Here is a 17694-nt window from a genome sequence, read left to right as displayed (position 1 = left end):
GGAGGGACGCAGACAGTAGGGTCGCCTTTCTTTTGCTTACTTTTCTTTGGCGAAGCAAAGAAAAGTGAGTCGCCGCCGGGCGACCCCGGCCAGCAACCCTTAGCAAAAAGCGCTAACGCCGGAGCAAGACCCGGCCCGAAAGAACTACGTCACCCCATCCGCCTTGAACATGGCTTTAATCCCCCGCACCGCCTGCCGAATCCGCGCCTCATTCTCAATCAACGCAAACCGCACATAGTCATCCCCATGGTCGCCAAAACCAATACCAGGCGACACACAAACCTTGGCCTTTTCCATCAGCTGCTTGGCAAACTCCAGCGAGCCGAGCTTGCGGTAAGCCTCAGGAATGCGCGCCCATATGTACATCGACGCCTTGGGGCAATCCACCGCCCAGCCCGCCTCGGTCAAACCCTTGTAGAGCACGTCGCGCCTGGCCTGGTATTGCGCGGCAATGTCTTTCACGCATTGCTGGTCGCCTTCCAGCGCGGCAATCGCCGCCACCTGCAGCGGCGTGAAGGTGCCGTAGTCGTGGTAACTCTTGATGCGCGCCAGCGCCGCCACCAGGTCGGGGTTGCCCACCATAAAGCCCACGCGCCAGCCCGCCATGTTGTAGCTTTTGGAGAGCGTGAAGAACTCAACCGCAATATCTTTGGCGCCCGGCACCTGCATGATGGACGGCGCTTTCCAGCCGTCAAACACGATGTCGGCGTAAGCCAGGTCGTGCACCACAAAAATATCGTGCTTGCGTGCCAGCGCAATCACCTTCTCAAAAAATTCCAGCTCCACGCACTGAGCCGTGGGGTTGGACGGAAACCCCAGCACGATCATCTTGGGCTTAGGGTAGCTGCCGCGAATGGCTTTTTCCAGTTCGGCAAAAAAGTCCGTATCCGGCGTCAGCGGCACCGAGCGAATGTCGGCCCCGGCAATCACCGCGCCGTAGATGTGGATGGGGTAGCTCGGGTCGGGCACCAGCACCGTATCGCCCCGGTCCAGCGTGGCCAGCATCAGGTGGGCCAGCCCTTCTTTGGAGCCTATGGTGACGATGGCCTCACTGTCCGGGTCTATTGCCACCTGGTAGCGGCTCTGGTACCAATGTGCAATGGCGCGCCGCAGCCGCGGAATGCCCTTGCTGGCTGAGTAGCCGTGCGTGTCGGGCCGCTGCGCGACCTCGGTGAGCTTGGCGACGATATGCGCCGGCGTGGCCCCGTCGGGGTTGCCCATGCTCATGTCGATGATATCCTCGCCGCGCCTGCGCGCCGCGAGTTTCAGCTCGGCCGTGATGTTGAAAACGTAGGGAGGGAGGCGGTCAATGCGCGCAAAACGGCGCTTGCCTGGAGATGCAGACATAGGAAGGGACTTTCACGTAAGCGCCCGGAACCGTCCGAGCGACGTGGCCGGCAATGTGGCCGGCCCATCGCCATCCTAACCTACATGCCTATACGTCATTTGGGGTGCGCAAGTCCACCAGGCTTTCCGTAAGAGCCGTAACGAAGCTCCCATATCGCCCGTGAATATTGCCTGCGTGAGGGCGTTCCGGATTCCTCCTTGTTTCGATAGAGTTATTTGTCGCTCGCTATCTCCCGCTACCCCTCGCGACTCCGGCGCCAACCCCGGCCCCGGCCGCCCAAATTTGCCAGGCCCGTTGCCTGGCTGCCATGCACAAACAAACGCATGGCCTCGCGCCTGAAGCCCCCGCCGACACAGGAATCCGATGCTCAATCTGACCTTGTTAATGCCGCAGGAAAAAGACCTTGACCCGATGAAGGACGAGGATTTTTTTCTTTGGCAAGCCGAATCAGCGGTGCTTCCGGACATGCCCGAACCCGGTGAAGCCGACGCACAGGAAATCGCCATTTACCCGGAAGGCAGCGAATTGCTGCGGCTGCTTTTCAACGCCGGTGAACCCGACCTGCAGGAGCGTGTCGCAGGGTATTGCAACTCGTTTTATGCCATGTACGGGTCCGAGGGGGTCCGTGCCTTTGCCGCGGCCATCCTGGATCCGCCGGCCACACTCTGGGACCCTGCGACCGCACCGCGCGAGCCGCTGAATCCGCCGCTCAAGGGTGAGAGGGTTTACCGCGGAGAAGACACACCCAAGCGCCACCGCCTGCTGCAAGCCTACAAAAAACAAAAGAAGGTGCTCGATGCCTTTATCGTGCGCGCCGAAAAGCGCATCCAGGCCAAAGCGCTGGAAGTGGTCAAGGCGCGCCTGAAGAAACTGAACCAGCAACTGGTCACCGAGCGCATCCGCTACAAAATGCCGCCACAAGGCTCCATGATTGTTGCGCCCGAGCTGGAGGCCAACCTCAATGGCCTGGCGCAAGCCATGTGGGAGATTGCCACACTCAAACGCGAGCTCGAGTATTTCGACGCGCAGTACGTCATGGCGCAACACACACCCGGCACCGGGTATTACATCCCCAGCCCTGAAGAGTTCAGGAAAAGGACAGAACCGGTCGAGAAAGACCAGGCACGCGTTCGTGAAACCCTGGTCGCCAGGCTGGTGGAGCACTGCAAGCGCTATCCGGTTCTTCACAGGCTCTGGAAGCACCCAGCGCTATTTGATGTCGCCGATACATGGGTCAACGCCCTGCCCAAAGACAAGTCGAGCAAAGTCACCTACAACACCCGACTCCTGGACACCATTGACGAGACGCTCAACGGAGTCCAGGCAGCCATGGGCCTGATGGAAACGGAGCTCAATGAGGCGCCGGAAGTGGTGTGGCGTTATTCGCCGGTGATCAACGAAGCGCTCAAGTCGCTGCACCTGGGCCGTGGCGACATGGCCTGGATGGTGGCGCAAGAAAGGCTGGCTTCGTTCAAAGGCCAGATGGGCCCGTTCGCAAAGCTGAGCCTGGGTATCGGCATCGTCGAGGACCTTGCCGCGATGGCGGCGGCCACGCCCCCCATCGCCGCGCTGCTGGCGGCTGCCAGCCTGACATCGGCCCTCGGGGACGTCATTGAGTCAGCCGTGGAAGAAGGCAAAAAAGACCGCGCCTTTGAGGCCTGCCTGAACCCTGCCGACAGCTTTGCCGCGGAACAGGGCAACTACATCGGCGCGGTGGTCGGGGCGCTGTTTTTCTTCCTCCAGCTACGCGGCGCAGTCAAGAGCGGGAGGGCATGGTGAGCTGGCCCGACTCCGTCGTCAAGATCAGCCCAGCCCCCAAAGACAGGGCGGCCACGGCGCAGGCCATCCAGGTGCTGGAGAGCATGTTCCACGGCCTGGAGAGCGGCAACTTCCGCAGCACACGGATAGGGGATCCCCTGCTCCCGGCCTTCACCGCCTTCGTCAGGTCCAGCAAAAGCGCGGCGGCCGCGTGGCACGGGCTTTCCAACGCCGCCACATGCCACTGGAAGCGAATGGACAAGGTCTCGGAGTTCGCGCTGAAGACGCAGTTTTCGAAGGTCAACCGGCTGATCGAGACGGCCACCAGCGTGTCCCCTGCGGATCGCAAGGTGCTTCTTGCAGAGCTCGACCAGTATTCGGTGTCGCTGTCCAGGGTGATGGATGAAGAAGCCGCTGCCGCAGCCAAGGCCAAGGGGGCCCGGGCCCGGCCGCGCACCGCAGGGGCCGATATCGCCGACATCAACCAGCGGACGGCAGAGGCCTTGCTGGATATGCAGAGAAAGCTGGGCGCCGGTGCGGCCCAGCAAAATGCAGCGCTCGTTCAGCGGGCCTTCATGGGCCGCATGCGGCAGCTCGAAACCGCAGGCATGGCGCTGTCCGGCACAGACCGCATCCTGCTGACGGCCCACAAAAAGTTTTCCGACGCGGTGGGGTCTTCAAGGCAGGCGGAATGGACACGCGTCTGGAGTTTTCTGGGCGGCACGGGCAAAGGCGCGCCCACGCCCGGGGCCATCAAGGCAGAGATACGGGAATTTGACCGCCTGGCCGAGGGCTTCGCGAAAAGCCCGGATCCCGATACCCAGATCAACCTGTTTAAAGCCATGGAGGCGCAAAAGAAAAGCTCCATCCACAGCCGCCTCAAAGGCAAGATTTTGGGTGAGATGTTTGCCCAGCATTGGGACGACTGGAAGTTCCATATCGACGCCTACGAAGATCTGGCAAAAGATGCTGCACGCGCACTGGGCCCTGAGTGGTCGGTGCTCAAGGTCTATGGGGACCTGCGCCTGGGAAGCAAGGAGTACCTGGACCAGGCGATATTGCTGGTGAAGGAGCGGCTTGCCAGCGAGAGGGCGTCTTCCGTGCCCCTGGCCAAACTTTTCCTGGGCGTGCAGGTCAAGGTCGAGAGCGTCAATTCCTCCCTGGAACAAACCCTCAACGACATCGTCCGCGAAGCCGCCAGCAGCGCCCTCGAAATTGAAAGAGCCGACGGGCCCAACACGCTGTTTCGCCTCATACCGTCATTGCCGGGCGAAACAGCCCATCGCTGGGTACTCAATGCCGCCGAAAGCGATTTCCCCGACAGCGAACTCAAGCGGCTGATCGAGTCCAGGGTGACCCTGCACCAAAACACCATGCCGATGACGCTGGAGGAATTCAACCTGCTCGCGCACGCCTTGATGCGCGCAGCGGCCGACGTACTTTAACCAGAAGGAGTGAAATGATGATTGATCTCGCCGAATTCACGGTTACCCGCCCACTGCGCCGCGTTGAGCCGACCGCGGAAGAAAACCTGCTGTTGATGTCGCCGCTGGTCCGGATGGTGGCGCAATACCTGCGGCAAGGCGCCACGCTGGCAGATACCGCCATCGCCGACATGCTGACCACCTTCAAGGACGACTTCGGCCACACCGTAGAGCGCGTGGAAAACCCGGACACGGCGCGGCAGTACCTGAGCTCGCTCATCTACCAAATCGAGATCTGGCTGGCCCAGAACGAAGACCTGGTCAGCGGTGAGGCCCTTGAGGAAAAAGTAAAGCTCGCCCAAATTGACTACCTCGACCACTACACCACCCCGGACTGGGAAGACGCACTCGCGGCGTACGCCGAAGACCTGGCCAGCTGGACGGTGGCCTGGCTTTGTGAAACGCCCAAACAACACGAAAAACTGGCCTGGGCCGCACGCTACGCACTGGTGGCCTCACTGATGCAGCAAGCGCTGCCCGCGCTCAAGCCCGAGCAGGTCTACGCCAAACTGAACCGCCGCTTTGTGACGCTGCCCACCGCCTTGGCCCATGCCTTTCCCGAAGCCCGCATCAAGCTGATCCGGGAGGCTTCCGTCGCCGACCTGCATGTGGTCCGCAGCGAATGGCGGGGCTACCTGCCCGGTGAAATCGCCATGATCCGCAACGTGATGGCCGGCGAAACCTACCAGGAGAAAGACAAAAAGCTGGCCGAAACCGAGAACATCACCCTGTCTGAGACAACAACATCCACCAGCCAGCAAAGACAGGACGAGAACCAGAACGAGTCCGAGATGAGCCGGGACCTGCAGACGCAGCTGTCGCTGGCCGTCAGGGGGCAGGTTCAGGCGGAATATGAGCAGAACATGCCGGGATCACGTTATTCCGTCAACGCCGGTGCAGAAGCCAGCGTGCAGCTGGGAAGGTCAGACCGTGTCGCCTCGCGGATCGCGCGCAAGGCCGTCGCCAAGGCGGTGTCAACCATAGAGTCCCAAACCAAGGAATCCCGCCAGCGGCGCGAACTGGTGCGCACAGAGACCACACACAACCACGCCTTCGCCTCGGACGACGCCAACCGCTGCGGCATCTACCGGTGGGTGGACCGCGTGGACCGGTACCAGGTGTTCACCTACCCTGACCGCCTGCAGCTCGAATTTGAGCTGCCCGAGCCGGCGGAGTATGTCCGCTGGCGGACGGCGGCCAAAGTCAAGGCCAGTCAAGCCAAGGCGCCGCCTGAATGGAACGTCACCAAAGCAGCGCTGACCCCGGAAGGCGTGCTGGCCCTCGCGTCAACCTACCGCGCCACCAACCTTCCGGTGCTGCCCGATGCCGAGGTCTCGGTGGTGCTGGCCAAAACCGCCGTCGCGGCAGACCTGCCCGATGCGGCGGGAAACCAGTGGACGCCCCCAACGGTTGAAATCGCGGTCGAGGTCGCGGTGCCGGTGGGTTACGCGGCGCATACGGTGGACTATTCTGGATTTGCCACCCCTCTGCACGGCAAATGGATGCGCCAAAGCGTTGCGGTGAACAACTACACCAGCGGCCCTGTGGACAGCTACCACGGGATACTGGCCAACGTGTATGTGGGGAGCTCCAACGCCGGCTACAAAAAACTCATCGCGGAGCAAAGTGTCCAGACCACGGGGCAATCGGAAGAGCCGCCCCGCTACGGCCAAGCGACACTGAATATCACCACCGATACGATGGCTGCGGTCTCCATCGGCATCACCCCGCCGGCCATCGACAAGCTGACGCTGAGTGCGCAGGCCACCGGTTGCCATTCACTCGGCATGACCTTCACCGTCAAGTGCAGAAGAACCACCGAAGCCTATGAGACCTGGCAGCATGCGGTTTACGACGCCCTCTTCAGCGCATGGAACGACTGGAACCAGACCTGGCAAAACGCCCAGGACCGGCGCGCACTGGTCAGCGAGCTGCCGGTCGGCGAATCGTCGCCCGGCAGAAACCTGCAGACCGTGCGTGATGAGTTAAAGCGCCAGGTCATCGCATGGTTGCTCGATGAGTCGCCCTTCATCGGCCGTGACGGCCTGAAAGCCGTCACGCCGGACAGCAATGGCGCGCTGCCCTGGCGAGAGACCGACTTTGCCAAAGCCAGGGTTGACGCGGCCACCATCCAGTTCTTTGAACAGGTCTTTGAATGGGGCAATATGGCCTATGTGTTTTACCCCTACTACTGGGCGGGCCGGGGCAACTGGGATGAGCTGTCGACGCTGGAGGGTGTTGACCCCGAGTTCGAGCGGTTTTTAAAGGCAGGCTCCTGTCGGGTGGTGGTGCCTGCCCGGCCCGGCATGGAAGCCGCGGTACACCATTGGCTGCTGTACCAGGAACCCTTTCTGGGCCGGCCCATGCCCTTGCCGGGAGATTCCCTCTTTGTCTCGGTCGCGGCAGAGGTTCGTGACATGACCCAGCCGCCTGAGGGCGGAATCCCCGGCGAATCCTGGGACTCCCGAAGCGGCACAACGCTGCTGTGGCTGGACAGCTCGATGACCTTGCCCAAGAACTCTGTGGTGAAGCTGGGGGTGGCACCGAACGAGCCCAAGGAACCCATCACATTGCCGTGATGCCTGGCTGTCTGTAAAGGTGTAAGGGCGCGCGGCCGGCTAAATCGCCACCAGCTGCCGCACGCCGTTGGTTTCCATGTCCTTGCCCTGCCCGCGCGCGATGAACTCGCCACGTTCCATCACCAGGTAGTCGTCGGCCAGCTCTTGTGCGAAGTCGTAGTACTGCTCTACCAGCAGGATGGCCATGTCGCCCCGGTCCGCCAGCATGCGGATCACGCGGCCAATGTCTTTGATGATGCTGGGCTGAATGCCTTCGGTCGGTTCGTCCAGGATCAGCAGCTTGGGCTTGGCGGCCAGTGCGCGTGCGATGGCCAGTTGCTGCTGCTGCCCGCCTGACAAGTCGCCGCCCCGCCGGTTCAGCATCTGCTTGAGCACCGGGAACAGTTCATACAGCTCCGCAGGAATCGGCGTGCTGGCGCTTTTGTAGGCCAGACCCATACGCAGGTTTTCTTCCACCGTCAGCCGCGCAAATATCTCGCGACCCTGGGGCACAAACCCCATGCCCGCGCGGGCACGCTCGTAGGGCGTGTTGCCCTGAATCTGCTGGCCGTCAAACTCGATGGTGCCGGTCTTGATGGGCACCAGGCCCATCAGAGACTTGAGCAGCGTGGTCTTGCCCACGCCATTGCGCCCCAGCAGTACCGTGACTTTTCCCAGATGCGCTTCCAGGCTCACGTCCCGCAGGATGTGGGAGCCGCCGTAGTACTGGTTGATGTTTTTGACGTTCAGCATGATGTCTCCCCAACCTCAACGTCCCAAATAGACTTCAATGACGCGCTCGTCGGCCTGCACCTGATCCAGCGTGCCTTGCGCCAGCACAGAGCCGTCACACAGCACGGTCACGATTTCCGAGATGGTCTTGATAAAACTCATGTCGTGCTCCACCACCATCAGCGAGTGTTTGCCCTTGAGCGTCAGGAACAGCTCCGCCGTGCGCGCCGTCTCTTCATCCGTCATGCCGGCTACGGGTTCATCCAGCAGCAGCAACTTGGGGTCCTGCATCAGCAGCATGCCTATCTCCAGCCATTGCTTTTGCCCATGGCTCAGGTTGCCGGCCAGGCGGCCCACGCTGTCGGCCAGGTGAATCGTCACCAGGATCTCGGCCAAGCGGTCGCTTTGCGCCGAGTCGAGCTTGAAGAACATCGATGACTTCACGCCCTTGTTGGTCTTGAGCGCCAGCTCCAGGTTTTCAAACACCGTGAGCTGCTCAAACACCGTGGGCTTCTGGAACTTGCGGCCAATGCCCAGCTGGGCGATCTCGGCCTCTTTGTGACGCAGCAGGTCAATCGTGCTGCCGAAAAACACCGTGCCTTCATCAGGCCGGGTCTTGCCGGTGATGATGTCCATCATGGTGGTCTTGCCTGCGCCATTGGGGCCGATGATGCAGCGCAGCTCGCCCGGCGCGATGTCCAGGCTCAGCTTGTTGATGGCCTTGAAACCGTCGAAGCTCACGCTCACATCTTCAAGATACAGGATGCGGCCGTGGGTGATGTCTACCTCGCCGGCAGCGTGCGCAATGCGGCTGCCGCTGGCGCTGCGGCCGCCGGATTCGGTATTACTTTTGCCGGCTTCCAGCGCGGCCAGGCGCTGCTCAACGCGGCGTGCGCCTTGTTCCAGAAGATCGGGCGTCATTTGGCACCGCCTTTCCGGAATTTCTTGAACAGGCCCACCACCCCATCAGGCAGGAAGAGCGTGACACCGATAAACAAAGCGCCCAAAAAGTACAGCCAGAACTCGGGGTAGGCCACCGTCAGCCAGCTCTTGGCGCCGTTGACGATAAACGCGCCCACAATCGGCCCGATCAGGCTGGCGCGCCCGCCCACCGCGGCCCAGATGGCGATTTCGATCGAATTGGCCGGGCTCATCTCACCGGGGTTGATGATGCCGACCTGCGGCACATACAAAGCCCCCGCCACGCCGCACATCACGGCCGAGATCACCCAGATGGTGAGCTTGTAGCCCAGTGGGCTGTAGCCCGAGAACATCACTCGCGTTTCCGCATCACGAATCGCTTGCAGCACGCGGCCAAACTTACTGCCCACCAGCCATTTGGCAAACAGGAAGAAGCCCAGCAGCGTCAGGCCCGTCATCACAAACAGCGTCATGCGCATCGAAGGCGTGGCAATCGGGATGCTCAGGATGCGTTTGAAGTCGGTAAAGCCGTTGTTGCCGCCAAAACCCGTCTCGTTGCGGAAGAACAGCAGCATGGCCGCAAAAGTCATGGCCTGGGTGATGATGGAGAAGTACACACCCTTGATACGCGAGCGGAAGGCAAAGAAGCCAAACACAAAAGCCACAATGCCCGGCACCGCCACAATCAAAAACAGCGTCGCCACAAAGCTGTCGCTGAAGGTCCAGTGCCAGGGCAGCGTCTTCCAGTCGAGAAAGACCATGAAGTCCGGCAGATCGCTTTTGTAATTGCCGTCACGGCCGATCTGGCGCATCAAATACATGCCCATGACATAACCGCCCAGCGCAAAGAACACGCCGTGCCCCAGCGAGAGGATGCCGGTGTAGCCCCAGATCAAGTCCATGGCCAGCGCACAGATGGCGTAGCACATGATCTTGCCCAGCAGCGCCACGGCGTAGGTGCTCATGTGGAACATGCTGCCTTCGGGCACCCACAGGTTGAGGATGGGCGCGATGGCGCAGACGGCGATCAGCGCCATCATGAAGGCGCTCCAGCCGCCGCGCGTGAGCAGCGGGCCTTTGGCGGGGAGATGGACGATGGGAGGCATTGGGGTCATGGGAGTCATCGTCTTTACGCTTCAGCCGAACGGCCCTTCATCGCGAAGATGCCTTGGGGCCGCTTCTGGATGAAGATGATGATGAACACCAGCACGGCGATCTTGGCCAGGACGGCGCCCGTCCAGCCTTCCAGGAATTTGTTGAGGATGCCCAGGCCCAGCGCGGCATACACCGTGCCCGCCAGCTGGCCCACACCGCCCAGCACCACGACCATGAACGAGTCCACGATGTAGCCCTGGCCCAGGTCCGGCCCCACATTGCCCACCTGGCTCAGCGCGCAGCCGGCCAGCCCGGCAATGCCCGAGCCCAGCGCGAATGCATAGGTATCGACACGGGCAGTGTTCACGCCCATGCACGAGGCAATCGGCCGGTTTTGCGTGACGCCACGCACAAACAGGCCCAGGCGTGTCTTGCTGATCAGCCAGGCCACGCCCAGCAGTACCGCAACGGCAAACACAATGATGACCAGCCGGTTGTAGGGCAAAGACAAATTGCCCAGCACCTGCACGCCGCCGCTCATCCACACCGGGTTCTCAACACCGACGTTTTGCGCGCCGAAGATGGAGCGCACCAGTTGCTGCAGCATCAGGCTGATACCCCAGGTGGCGAGCAGTGTCTCCAGCGGGCGGCCATAGAGGAAGCGGATCACGCTGCGCTCCAGCGCCGCGCCCATCAGCGCCGAGGCCATAAAGGCCACCGGCACCGCGGCCAGCAAATACCAGTCAAACGCGCCGGGAAAGTATTTTTGAAACAGGCCCTGCACCACATAGGTGGCGTAGGCGCCAATCATCATCAGCTCGCCGTGCGCCATGTTGATGACGCCCATCAGCCCGTAGGTAATCGCGAGGCCCAGCGCCACCAGCAGCAAGATACTGCCCAGGCTGATGCCGCTGAAAATCGCACCCAGCTTGTTGCCCCATTCCAGCGAGGCATCCACCTTGCTCAAGGCGGCCTGCAGCGCCACCTTCACATCGGCATCCGTCTCGGTGCCCAGGCGCTCGATCAGCACCGTCTTGGTATTGGGGTTCTTGCTGCCGGCCAGCTGCGCAGCGGCCTCCAGCCGCTTGGCCTTGTCCGTGCTGCCCAGCAGGATTGCCGCGCGCATCAGCTCCAGTTGGTTCTTCAGCTCGGGCACCGTCTCGGCCGCATAGGCTTTTTCGATCAGCGGCAGGCGCGCTTCGTCGTTGTCGCCGCCCAGTGTCTTGATCGCATCGCGCCGCTGCTTCTCGTCTTTCGAAAACAGCTTCAGCGCCGCCAGCGCGTTGTCCAGCTCGCTGCGCATCAGGTTGGGGTTGATCACATCTTCGGCATCGGCAGGCAGCGGCACTTCGGCACCCGTGATCGGGTCAAAAGCCTTGTCGTCCTTGACCACAAACACCTTGTCGCCCTTGGTCTTCACCGCGTCGTCAGACAGCGCCTGAATAAACGCCGCCGTCTTCTCATCCGCCTTGGCAGCAGCTTTTGCCAAAGCCTCCACCCGTGCCTCCGTCTCGCCAATAGCCATGCCCTTGACCTCATCAGGGGTCAAGGCATGGGCTTGGGCGGCTAAAAGAAGCGTTGTGAGAAAGAGAGAAAGATGGCGTAGCAGCATGTGAAAAGAACCTGTAGGTTGGGCACGTACGCGGATGACCGTGTAGCGCCCAGACTGCAACTTCCTGAAGGGCATCGGCCTTGCTCTGCTATGAGCAAGAACTGGGCCGTAGACGCCCAAGGCGTCAAGATTGGAAGAAGCGTAGCGAGCGGGCCAAGGTGGGTTCTGCGGCGCGGAACCGTACACCAGTACGGTGAGCACCGCGGAGCCCAGATTGGCTCGCGCAGTAGCTTCTTACTTCTTCACAGGCTCATCAGGCTTCTTGTCATTGCCTTCAATGTATGGAGACCATGGCTTGGCCTTAACCGGACCAGGCGTCTTCCAAACCACGTTGAACTGGCCGTCAGCCTTGATTTCGCCGATAAACACCGACTTGTGCAGGTGATGGTTTTTCTCGTCCATCTTGCTCACGATGCCGGAAGGCGCATTGAAGGTCTGGCCGGCCATGGCGGCGATCACCTTGTCGGTCTCGGTGGACTTGGCCTTTTCAACAGCCTGCTTCCACATGTTGATGCCGATGTAGGTGGCTTCCATCGGGTCGTTGGTCAGAGGCTTGTCAGAGCCAGGGAGTTTTTTGGCTTTGGCGTAGGCAGACCACTTCTTGATGAACTCGGTGTTGGCCGGGCTCTTGATCGACTGGAAGTAGTTCCAGGCAGCCAGGTGGCCGACCAGCGGTTTTGTGTCCACGCCGCGCAGTTCTTCTTCACCCACAGAGAAGGCAACCACGGGCACGTCTTTGGCCTTCAGGCCGGCATTGCCCAGCTCTTTGTAGAAGGGCACGTTGGAGTCACCGTTGATGGTGGACACCACAGCCGTCTTGCCGCCTTGCGAGAATTTCTTCACGTCAGCCACGATGGTTTGGTAGTCGCTGTGGCCGAAGGGGGTGTATTTTTCGTCGATGTCCTTGTCAGCCACGCCCTTGCTCTTGAGGTAAGCGCGCAGGATCTTGTTGGTGGTGCGTGGGTAGACATAGTCAGTACCCAGCAGAACCCAGCGCTTGGCGCCGCCGCCGGCCTTGCTCATCAAATAGTCGACCGCAGGAATGGCTTGCTGGTTAGGCGCCGCGCCCGTGTAGAACACGTTCTTGGAGAGCTCTTCACCCTCGTACTGCACGGGGTAGAACAGCAGGCCGTTCATTTCTTCAACGACTGGCAGCACCGACTTGCGGGAGACAGACGTCCAGCAGCCGAAGATGACGGAGACTTTGTCCTGGCCGAGCAGCTGCTTGGTCTTTTCAGCAAACAGGGGCCAGTTGGAGGCCGGGTCAACCACCACGGGCTCGAGCTTCTTGCCCAGCACGCCGCCCTTGGCATTGATCTCTTCGATCGCCATCAACACGGTGTCTTTCAGCGTGGTTTCAGAAATGGCCATGGTGCCCGACAGGCTGTGCAAGATGCCAACCTTGATGGTGTCCTGGGCAAAAGCTGGCACAGCGCCAAGGCCTGCCAGTGCGACTGCGGCGGTAAGCGCCTTGAGGGTAAATCGACGTTGCTGCATGTGAATCCACTCCGGTAGGGTTTTAGGTAAATCGCGTTTCGCTGCGCGAAAGCCGGGGAAACCAGGGCTTTTACACAGCGATGAACCGATTCTGGGGACCGGAGGGGGATTGGGGAATACGCCGGGTGGCGTATGCGGGGGGTGGCCGGTATGCTGCGGAATGCCGGTGAGGGCCGGCATTGACAGGGAGGCCGCTGCGCCTATTAACCCTCCCATATCAAACAAAAAAACGAGGACTCTCTTCTATGAACGCGCTGATTTCCCGCTCTTCACGCCTGGCCATCCTTGCCTTGACCGGTGCCCTGCTCGCCGGTTGCCAAACCACCCAGCCGGGCGCTGGCGCAAGCAACCCCGAGCCCAAGATCCTTTCCGTCACCCGTCAGAACGGGAAAGGCATCCCCAACGGCCGATCTGACTCAACGGCACCCTACCTTCGCGTCATCAAGCTGCCAACCGCCACCGACCCAGGCTACGGCTACTCAGCCGACAAAGCCATCAGAACCGGCCCCTACGACAACCGGCTTCACCTTCTGTACCTCAACTCATTGCGCGGCCCCAAAGGCGAACCCGTCACCTACGAGCGCCGGGGCGCCTGCTGCGAGTACGAAGACAAGTCGATCCCGACAGGTGGCGGGCTGCTGGATGTGTATGACATTCAGGTAGACGGCGGTAGCAAGACCATCACGATTTATGTAGATATGTACAGAAAGGGGCCGCCGGTGTTGCCGGTTGGGTTTACGGGTCGGTAGGGATGTGAGCTGCTAATCGCCAACATGGCAACCATCACGGCAGCCTTCGGTCAAATAATCCCCTGAGAGCAAACTGAGCAACGAACCACAATAGACACCATTGGGGGTCAAAAAATGAAATTTCTGCGCGACGGTCCCGATATTCCTGAACGTCTATTGCAGTTGCACGAGGATGGGCGCGTAGTATTTTTTTGTGGCGCGGGAATCTCCTATCCGGCACGGCTCCCCGGCTTCGGTGGTTTGGTTGACATGTTGTATGCGGAGCTATCCGTCATACCAAATGCCGTGCAGCTAGCGGCGATAAAGGCAGGACAGTTCGACACAGCGATTGGGCTGTTAGAGGCCGGAGTGATGGGCGGGCGGGAGACAGTGCGCCGTGCGATGGCTTTGGTACTTAAGCCAGACTTTTCAGCTCCTAATGCCACTGCTACTCATGAAGCGTTGCTAACGCTGAGTCAGAACCGAACTGGCCGAACGCGGCTCATCACAACAAACTTCGACCGTCTCTTTGAGCACTTAATAAAGTCCCAGTCGCTCTCGTTGCAAACCTATCAAGCCCCGCTTCTTCCGGTGCCCAAAGCAAGGTGGGACGGCTTGGTCTATCTGCATGGCCTGTTATCAGCCGCCCCCAAGCCGGCGGAGTTGGACTGCTTAGTGATTTCTAGTGGTGACTTCGGTTTGGCGTACTTAACAGAACGCTGGGCAGCACGCTTCGTGAGTGAGTTGTTTCGCGGCTACACAGTTTGCTTTATCGGTTACAGCATCAACGATCCGGTTCTGCGGTACATGATGGATGCGCTGGCAGCAGACCGGCTACTGGGAGAGTCGCCACCGGAGATGTTCGCGTTTGGCAGCTATAAGAACGGAAAGGAGGCAGCCAGAGCTAACGAATGGAATGCCAAGAACGTTACCCCGATTTTGTATCGTGAGCGAAAGGGCCACGACCATTCCTATCTGCACAGCACGCTTCGCGCGTGGGCGCAGACATATCGGGACGGCGTTCGCGGTAAAGAGAGAATTGTCGTGGAATGCGCGATAGGGCGCCCCCTCGCAGCTACGAAACAGGATGACTTTATCGGCCGAATGTTATGGGCGCTGAGCGATCCGCATGGCTTGCCCGCCAAGCGATTTGCGGAATTGGACCCAGTACCGTCGCTGGACTGGTTAGAGCCGCTGAGTCAGGATCTCTATCGCCATGAGGACCTAGGGCGTTTTGGGGTGCCAGCATTAGTTACTGCCGACAAAAAACTCGAATTCAGTTTTACTCGACGCCCCGCACCTTACACCAAGGCGCCGTGGATGGTGTTATCTGATAGCGGGAACCGGGGCAGCGAATGGGATGCGCCAATGCATCACCTCGCTTGCTGGCTAGTACGACACCTTGACGATCCGAAGCTGCTACTGTGGCTCATCAAACGAGGCGGCAGGTTGCACCACCAGTTGACATGGCTCATAGAGCGGCGCCTCAACGAATTAGCCAAACTTGAACGCTCAAGTGATGCGAAAGAACTAGCGCGTATTCGCAACGCCTCGCCCAAAGCAATTCCGCGAGCTGCAATGCGCACGCTATGGCGTTTATTGCTGAATGGGCGCGTAAGGGCCGGGACGCATAGCTTCGATCTATACAGATGGAGAGAACAATTTAAACGGGATGGGTTGACTGCTAGCGTGCGATTCGCGTTAAAGGACGCCTTAGCGCCCTGTGTTGTGTTGCGCGAACCGTTTCACTGGTCCGACGAAACGGTAGCTAACGACGCAGCACACGAGGTCAAGAATATTGTTGATTGGGAGTTGGAGCTGGCATCAGATCACGTGCATTCTGCATTGAGCGACATCCGTGAGGATCGGGCTTGGCTGGATGCTCTGCCTCACCTCCTGCTCGACTTTAATGTGCTTCTGCACGACGCTTTGGATCTGATGCAGGAGTTAGGCGATGCAGATGGGAAGCGAGACCACAGCTATTCTCACCAACCCTCTATATCCAAACATCCACAGAACAGAAACTTTCATGATTGGACTGCGCTAATAGAGTTAGCTCGTGATGCTTGGGTTGCGACAGCGTCTCGTGCGCCAGAGCAGGCTCGAGCTGTGGCCGAAGCATGGGCGTCAGGGCCATATCCTGTTTTTCGTAGACTGTCATTCTTCACCGGTACGCACGTAGACGTCATTCCACCAACGATGACTTTGCGCTTCCTTTTCAATGATGAGAGTTGGTGGCTGTGGTCAGTAGAGACTCAGCGTGAAGCCTTGCGCTTACTCGTTGCTTTAGCGCCAGTTCTGGACCGAGAATCGCTAGATAAGCTGGAGGCAGCCATTCTCATTGGACCGCCGCGCGAGATGTTTCGAAGTGACATTGATGCCGATCATTGGGCGCAACTAGTTAATCGAGAGATATGGCTAAGGTTGAAAAAGCTGACGCTTGCCGGCGCCGTCTTGGGTGAACTTGCGCGCTCCCGGCTGGGTACGCTATCGGAAGCGAATCCAATCTGGGATCTTGAGGGGGATGAGCGTGAGGAGTTTCCGTTCTGGATGGATAGCGGCTGGGTCGGCAATCGAGACCCCTGGAGGACCTTCACAGCAGTGCCTCGCAGTCGTCGCGGCGTACTCGCCTACCTATTGGCGCACCCCGAACTAGGGCCAGACGAGCAGGATGACTGGAGACAACGATGTTCAGAAAGCTTTCAAGCGACCGCGTATGCGCTATATCAACTAGTAATTCGCAAGGGAATCTGGCCTGTTGAACGTTGGAGAGATGCGCTCCAAGCGTGGTCAGAAGACAAGCTACGAACGCCCTCGTGGCACTTCATGGCTCCGCTCTTGGTCAGCGCGCCTGAATCGTTGCTCCAAGCGACAGCCCACGGAATGAGTTGGTGGTTGCAGTCAATTGGGAAGACGTTTGAAGGCCACCTTGATCACTTCGTCATACTAATCACACGTGTCCTTCGACTTGAGTTCGATGTTGACGACAAAATCGATGAGCCGGTCTTTCATGCCATCAATCATCCTGTGGGTCACGTGACAAACGGTCTTCTAGATTGGTGGTATCGCGATGAACTGGAAGACGGTCAACAACTTCCGCAGGAACTTAAAACTATATTTACCTACTTATGTGACACAACCAATGTCACCTTCGTAAATGGAAGAGTATTGCTCGCAACGCACGCGATTACTTTGTTCAGAGTGGATCCGGACTGGGCGGCGCGGTATCTACTCCCGCTATTTGACTGGAGACAGTCTGCAACTGAAGCGCGTTCGGCATGGGAAGGTTATTTATGGTCGCCGCGTCTGTATCGGCCGATGATGCAGCTCCTTAAACCCGCCTTCCTAGACACGGCAAGTCACTATGGGCAACTTGGAAAACACGGCAGCCAATACGCATCGCTTCTGGCGCTCGCTGCACTCGACCCAGGCGATACATTCAAGACCACAGAGCTAGCCAGTGCAGTTCGTTCATTGTCGGCAGAAGGCCTGCGCGATTTGGCGGAAGCATTGGTCAAGGCAGTCGAAAGCACAGGTAAGCAGCGCGAAGAATACTGGCGAAATCGTGTCAGCCCTTTCTGGAAAAAAGTCTGGCCGAAGACACACGATCGAGCCCAAGGGATCGATGGCTCATCACTTGCAAGGCTTTGCATTGCTGCTGGAAATGAGTTTCCTGCAGCGGTCATGCAATTGGAAAACTGGCTGAGAGCGATTGAGCATCCTGACTATGTCATTCACCGCCTGCACGAATCAGGTCTTTGCACGTTGTTTCCGGAAAGTGCCCTGCAGTTTCTACACATCATCCTCTCCGAACAGTCGGCTTGGCTCCCCTCGCAGTTGCGGCAATGCCTGAACGAAATCCTATTGGCATTGCCAAATTTACGCCAGGATCGACGCGTCATGCGGGTGGATGAACTGGCGCGGAGGGCTGGCCTTTGAAGTCGAAAACAGGCCTAGCACC

Annotated in this window: 11 protein-coding genes; 5 read left to right on the top strand and 6 right to left on the bottom strand. The window is 59.6% G+C overall.

Features of this window, described 5'->3' with window-relative positions; genetic code table 11:
* Nucleotides 1-144: 144 nt before the first annotated feature.
* Nucleotides 145-1347 (bottom strand): alanine transaminase, encoded by a 1203-nt coding sequence (gene alaC / locus BM408_RS22465; protein ID WP_092132923.1) that lies wholly within the window; start codon nucleotides 1345-1347, stop codon nucleotides 145-147.
* Nucleotides 1348-1711: 364 nt separating this feature from the next.
* On the opposite strand from alaC, the gene BM408_RS22460 reads away from it, so the two are divergent.
* The 3 genes from BM408_RS22460 to BM408_RS22450 are packed head-to-tail and all read left to right on the top strand — an operon-like array spanning nucleotide 1712 to nucleotide 7169.
* Nucleotides 1712-3127 (top strand): hypothetical protein, encoded by a 1416-nt coding sequence (locus BM408_RS22460; protein WP_139237398.1) that lies wholly within the window; start codon nucleotides 1712-1714, stop codon nucleotides 3125-3127.
* Nucleotides 3121-4551: a hypothetical protein gene (locus BM408_RS22455; protein ID WP_092132919.1), complete on the top strand. Its 1431-nt coding sequence runs from the start codon at nucleotides 3121-3123 to the stop codon at nucleotides 4549-4551. Before BM408_RS22460 ends, BM408_RS22455 begins: the two co-directional genes overlap by 7 nt.
* Before the next feature lie 17 nt (nucleotides 4552-4568).
* On the top strand, nucleotides 4569-7169 hold the full coding sequence (locus tag BM408_RS22450) for a hypothetical protein (RefSeq protein ID WP_139237396.1): 2601 nt from the start codon (nucleotides 4569-4571) through the stop codon (nucleotides 7167-7169).
* 39 nt (nucleotides 7170-7208) lie between these two features.
* Here the strand turns inward: BM408_RS22450 and urtE are convergent, their stop codons facing one another.
* The 5 genes from urtE to urtA form a co-directional block, all read right to left on the bottom strand.
* Nucleotides 7209-7901, bottom strand: coding sequence for an urea ABC transporter ATP-binding subunit UrtE (gene urtE, locus BM408_RS22445; protein ID WP_092132916.1), 693 nt, complete (start codon nucleotides 7899-7901; stop codon nucleotides 7209-7211).
* A 15-nt stretch (nucleotides 7902-7916) separates the two neighbouring features.
* Nucleotides 7917-8801, bottom strand: coding sequence for an urea ABC transporter ATP-binding protein UrtD (gene urtD, locus BM408_RS22440; protein ID WP_092132914.1), 885 nt, complete (start codon nucleotides 8799-8801; stop codon nucleotides 7917-7919).
* Nucleotides 8798-9916, bottom strand: coding sequence for an urea ABC transporter permease subunit UrtC (gene urtC, locus BM408_RS22435; protein WP_371327040.1), 1119 nt, complete (start codon nucleotides 9914-9916; stop codon nucleotides 8798-8800). The genes urtD and urtC overlap by 4 nt, the downstream gene beginning before the upstream one ends.
* 14 nt (nucleotides 9917-9930) lie before the next feature.
* Nucleotides 9931-11508 carry an urea ABC transporter permease subunit UrtB gene (gene urtB / locus BM408_RS22430; protein ID WP_092132911.1) on the bottom strand — a complete coding sequence of 526 codons (1578 nt, stop codon included), beginning with the start codon at nucleotides 11506-11508 and terminating at the stop codon, nucleotides 9931-9933.
* 234 nt (nucleotides 11509-11742) lie between these two features.
* Entirely contained in the window at nucleotides 11743-13005 is a 1263-nt protein-coding gene (gene urtA, locus BM408_RS22425) for an urea ABC transporter substrate-binding protein (RefSeq protein WP_092132909.1), read from the bottom strand.
* 245 nt (nucleotides 13006-13250) lie between these two features.
* Here urtA and BM408_RS22420 point away from each other — a divergent pair, with 245 nt between their 5' ends.
* Both BM408_RS22420 and dsr1 read left to right on the top strand, forming a co-directional pair.
* Nucleotides 13251-13754, top strand: coding sequence for a hypothetical protein (locus BM408_RS22420; RefSeq protein WP_092132907.1), 504 nt, complete (start codon nucleotides 13251-13253; stop codon nucleotides 13752-13754).
* Nucleotides 13755-13868: 114 nt separating this feature from the next.
* Nucleotides 13869-17672 (top strand): anti-phage defense-associated sirtuin Dsr1, encoded by a 3804-nt coding sequence (gene dsr1 / locus BM408_RS22415; protein WP_092132906.1) that lies wholly within the window; start codon nucleotides 13869-13871, stop codon nucleotides 17670-17672.
* Nucleotides 17673-17694 lie beyond the last annotated feature (22 nt).

Source organism: Polaromonas sp. YR568 (assembly GCF_900116715.1).
Classification (GTDB): Bacteria; Pseudomonadota; Gammaproteobacteria; order Burkholderiales; family Burkholderiaceae_C; genus Polaromonas.
This window is presented reverse-complemented; position numbering and strand designations above follow the sequence as displayed.

Coding starts and splice junctions, on each gene's coding strand:
- alaC (WP_092132923.1), bottom strand. CDS start 1,347: ATGTCTGCATCTCCAGGCAAGCGCCGTTTTGCGCGCATTGACCGCCTC.
- BM408_RS22460 (WP_139237398.1), top strand. CDS start 1,712: ATGCTCAATCTGACCTTGTTAATGCCGCAGGAAAAAGACCTTGACCCG.
- BM408_RS22455 (WP_092132919.1), top strand. CDS start 3,121: ATGGTGAGCTGGCCCGACTCCGTCGTCAAGATCAGCCCAGCCCCCAAA.
- BM408_RS22450 (WP_139237396.1), top strand. CDS start 4,569: ATGATTGATCTCGCCGAATTCACGGTTACCCGCCCACTGCGCCGCGTT.
- urtE (WP_092132916.1), bottom strand. CDS start 7,901: ATGCTGAACGTCAAAAACATCAACCAGTACTACGGCGGCTCCCACATC.
- urtD (WP_092132914.1), bottom strand. CDS start 8,801: ATGACGCCCGATCTTCTGGAACAAGGCGCACGCCGCGTTGAGCAGCGC.
- urtC (WP_371327040.1), bottom strand. CDS start 9,916: ATGACCCCAATGCCTCCCATCGTCCATCTCCCCGCCAAAGGCCCGCTG.
- urtB (WP_092132911.1), bottom strand. CDS start 11,508: ATGCTGCTACGCCATCTTTCTCTCTTTCTCACAACGCTTCTTTTAGCC.
- urtA (WP_092132909.1), bottom strand. CDS start 13,005: ATGCAGCAACGTCGATTTACCCTCAAGGCGCTTACCGCCGCAGTCGCA.
- BM408_RS22420 (WP_092132907.1), top strand. CDS start 13,251: ATGAACGCGCTGATTTCCCGCTCTTCACGCCTGGCCATCCTTGCCTTG.
- dsr1 (WP_092132906.1), top strand. CDS start 13,869: ATGAAATTTCTGCGCGACGGTCCCGATATTCCTGAACGTCTATTGCAG.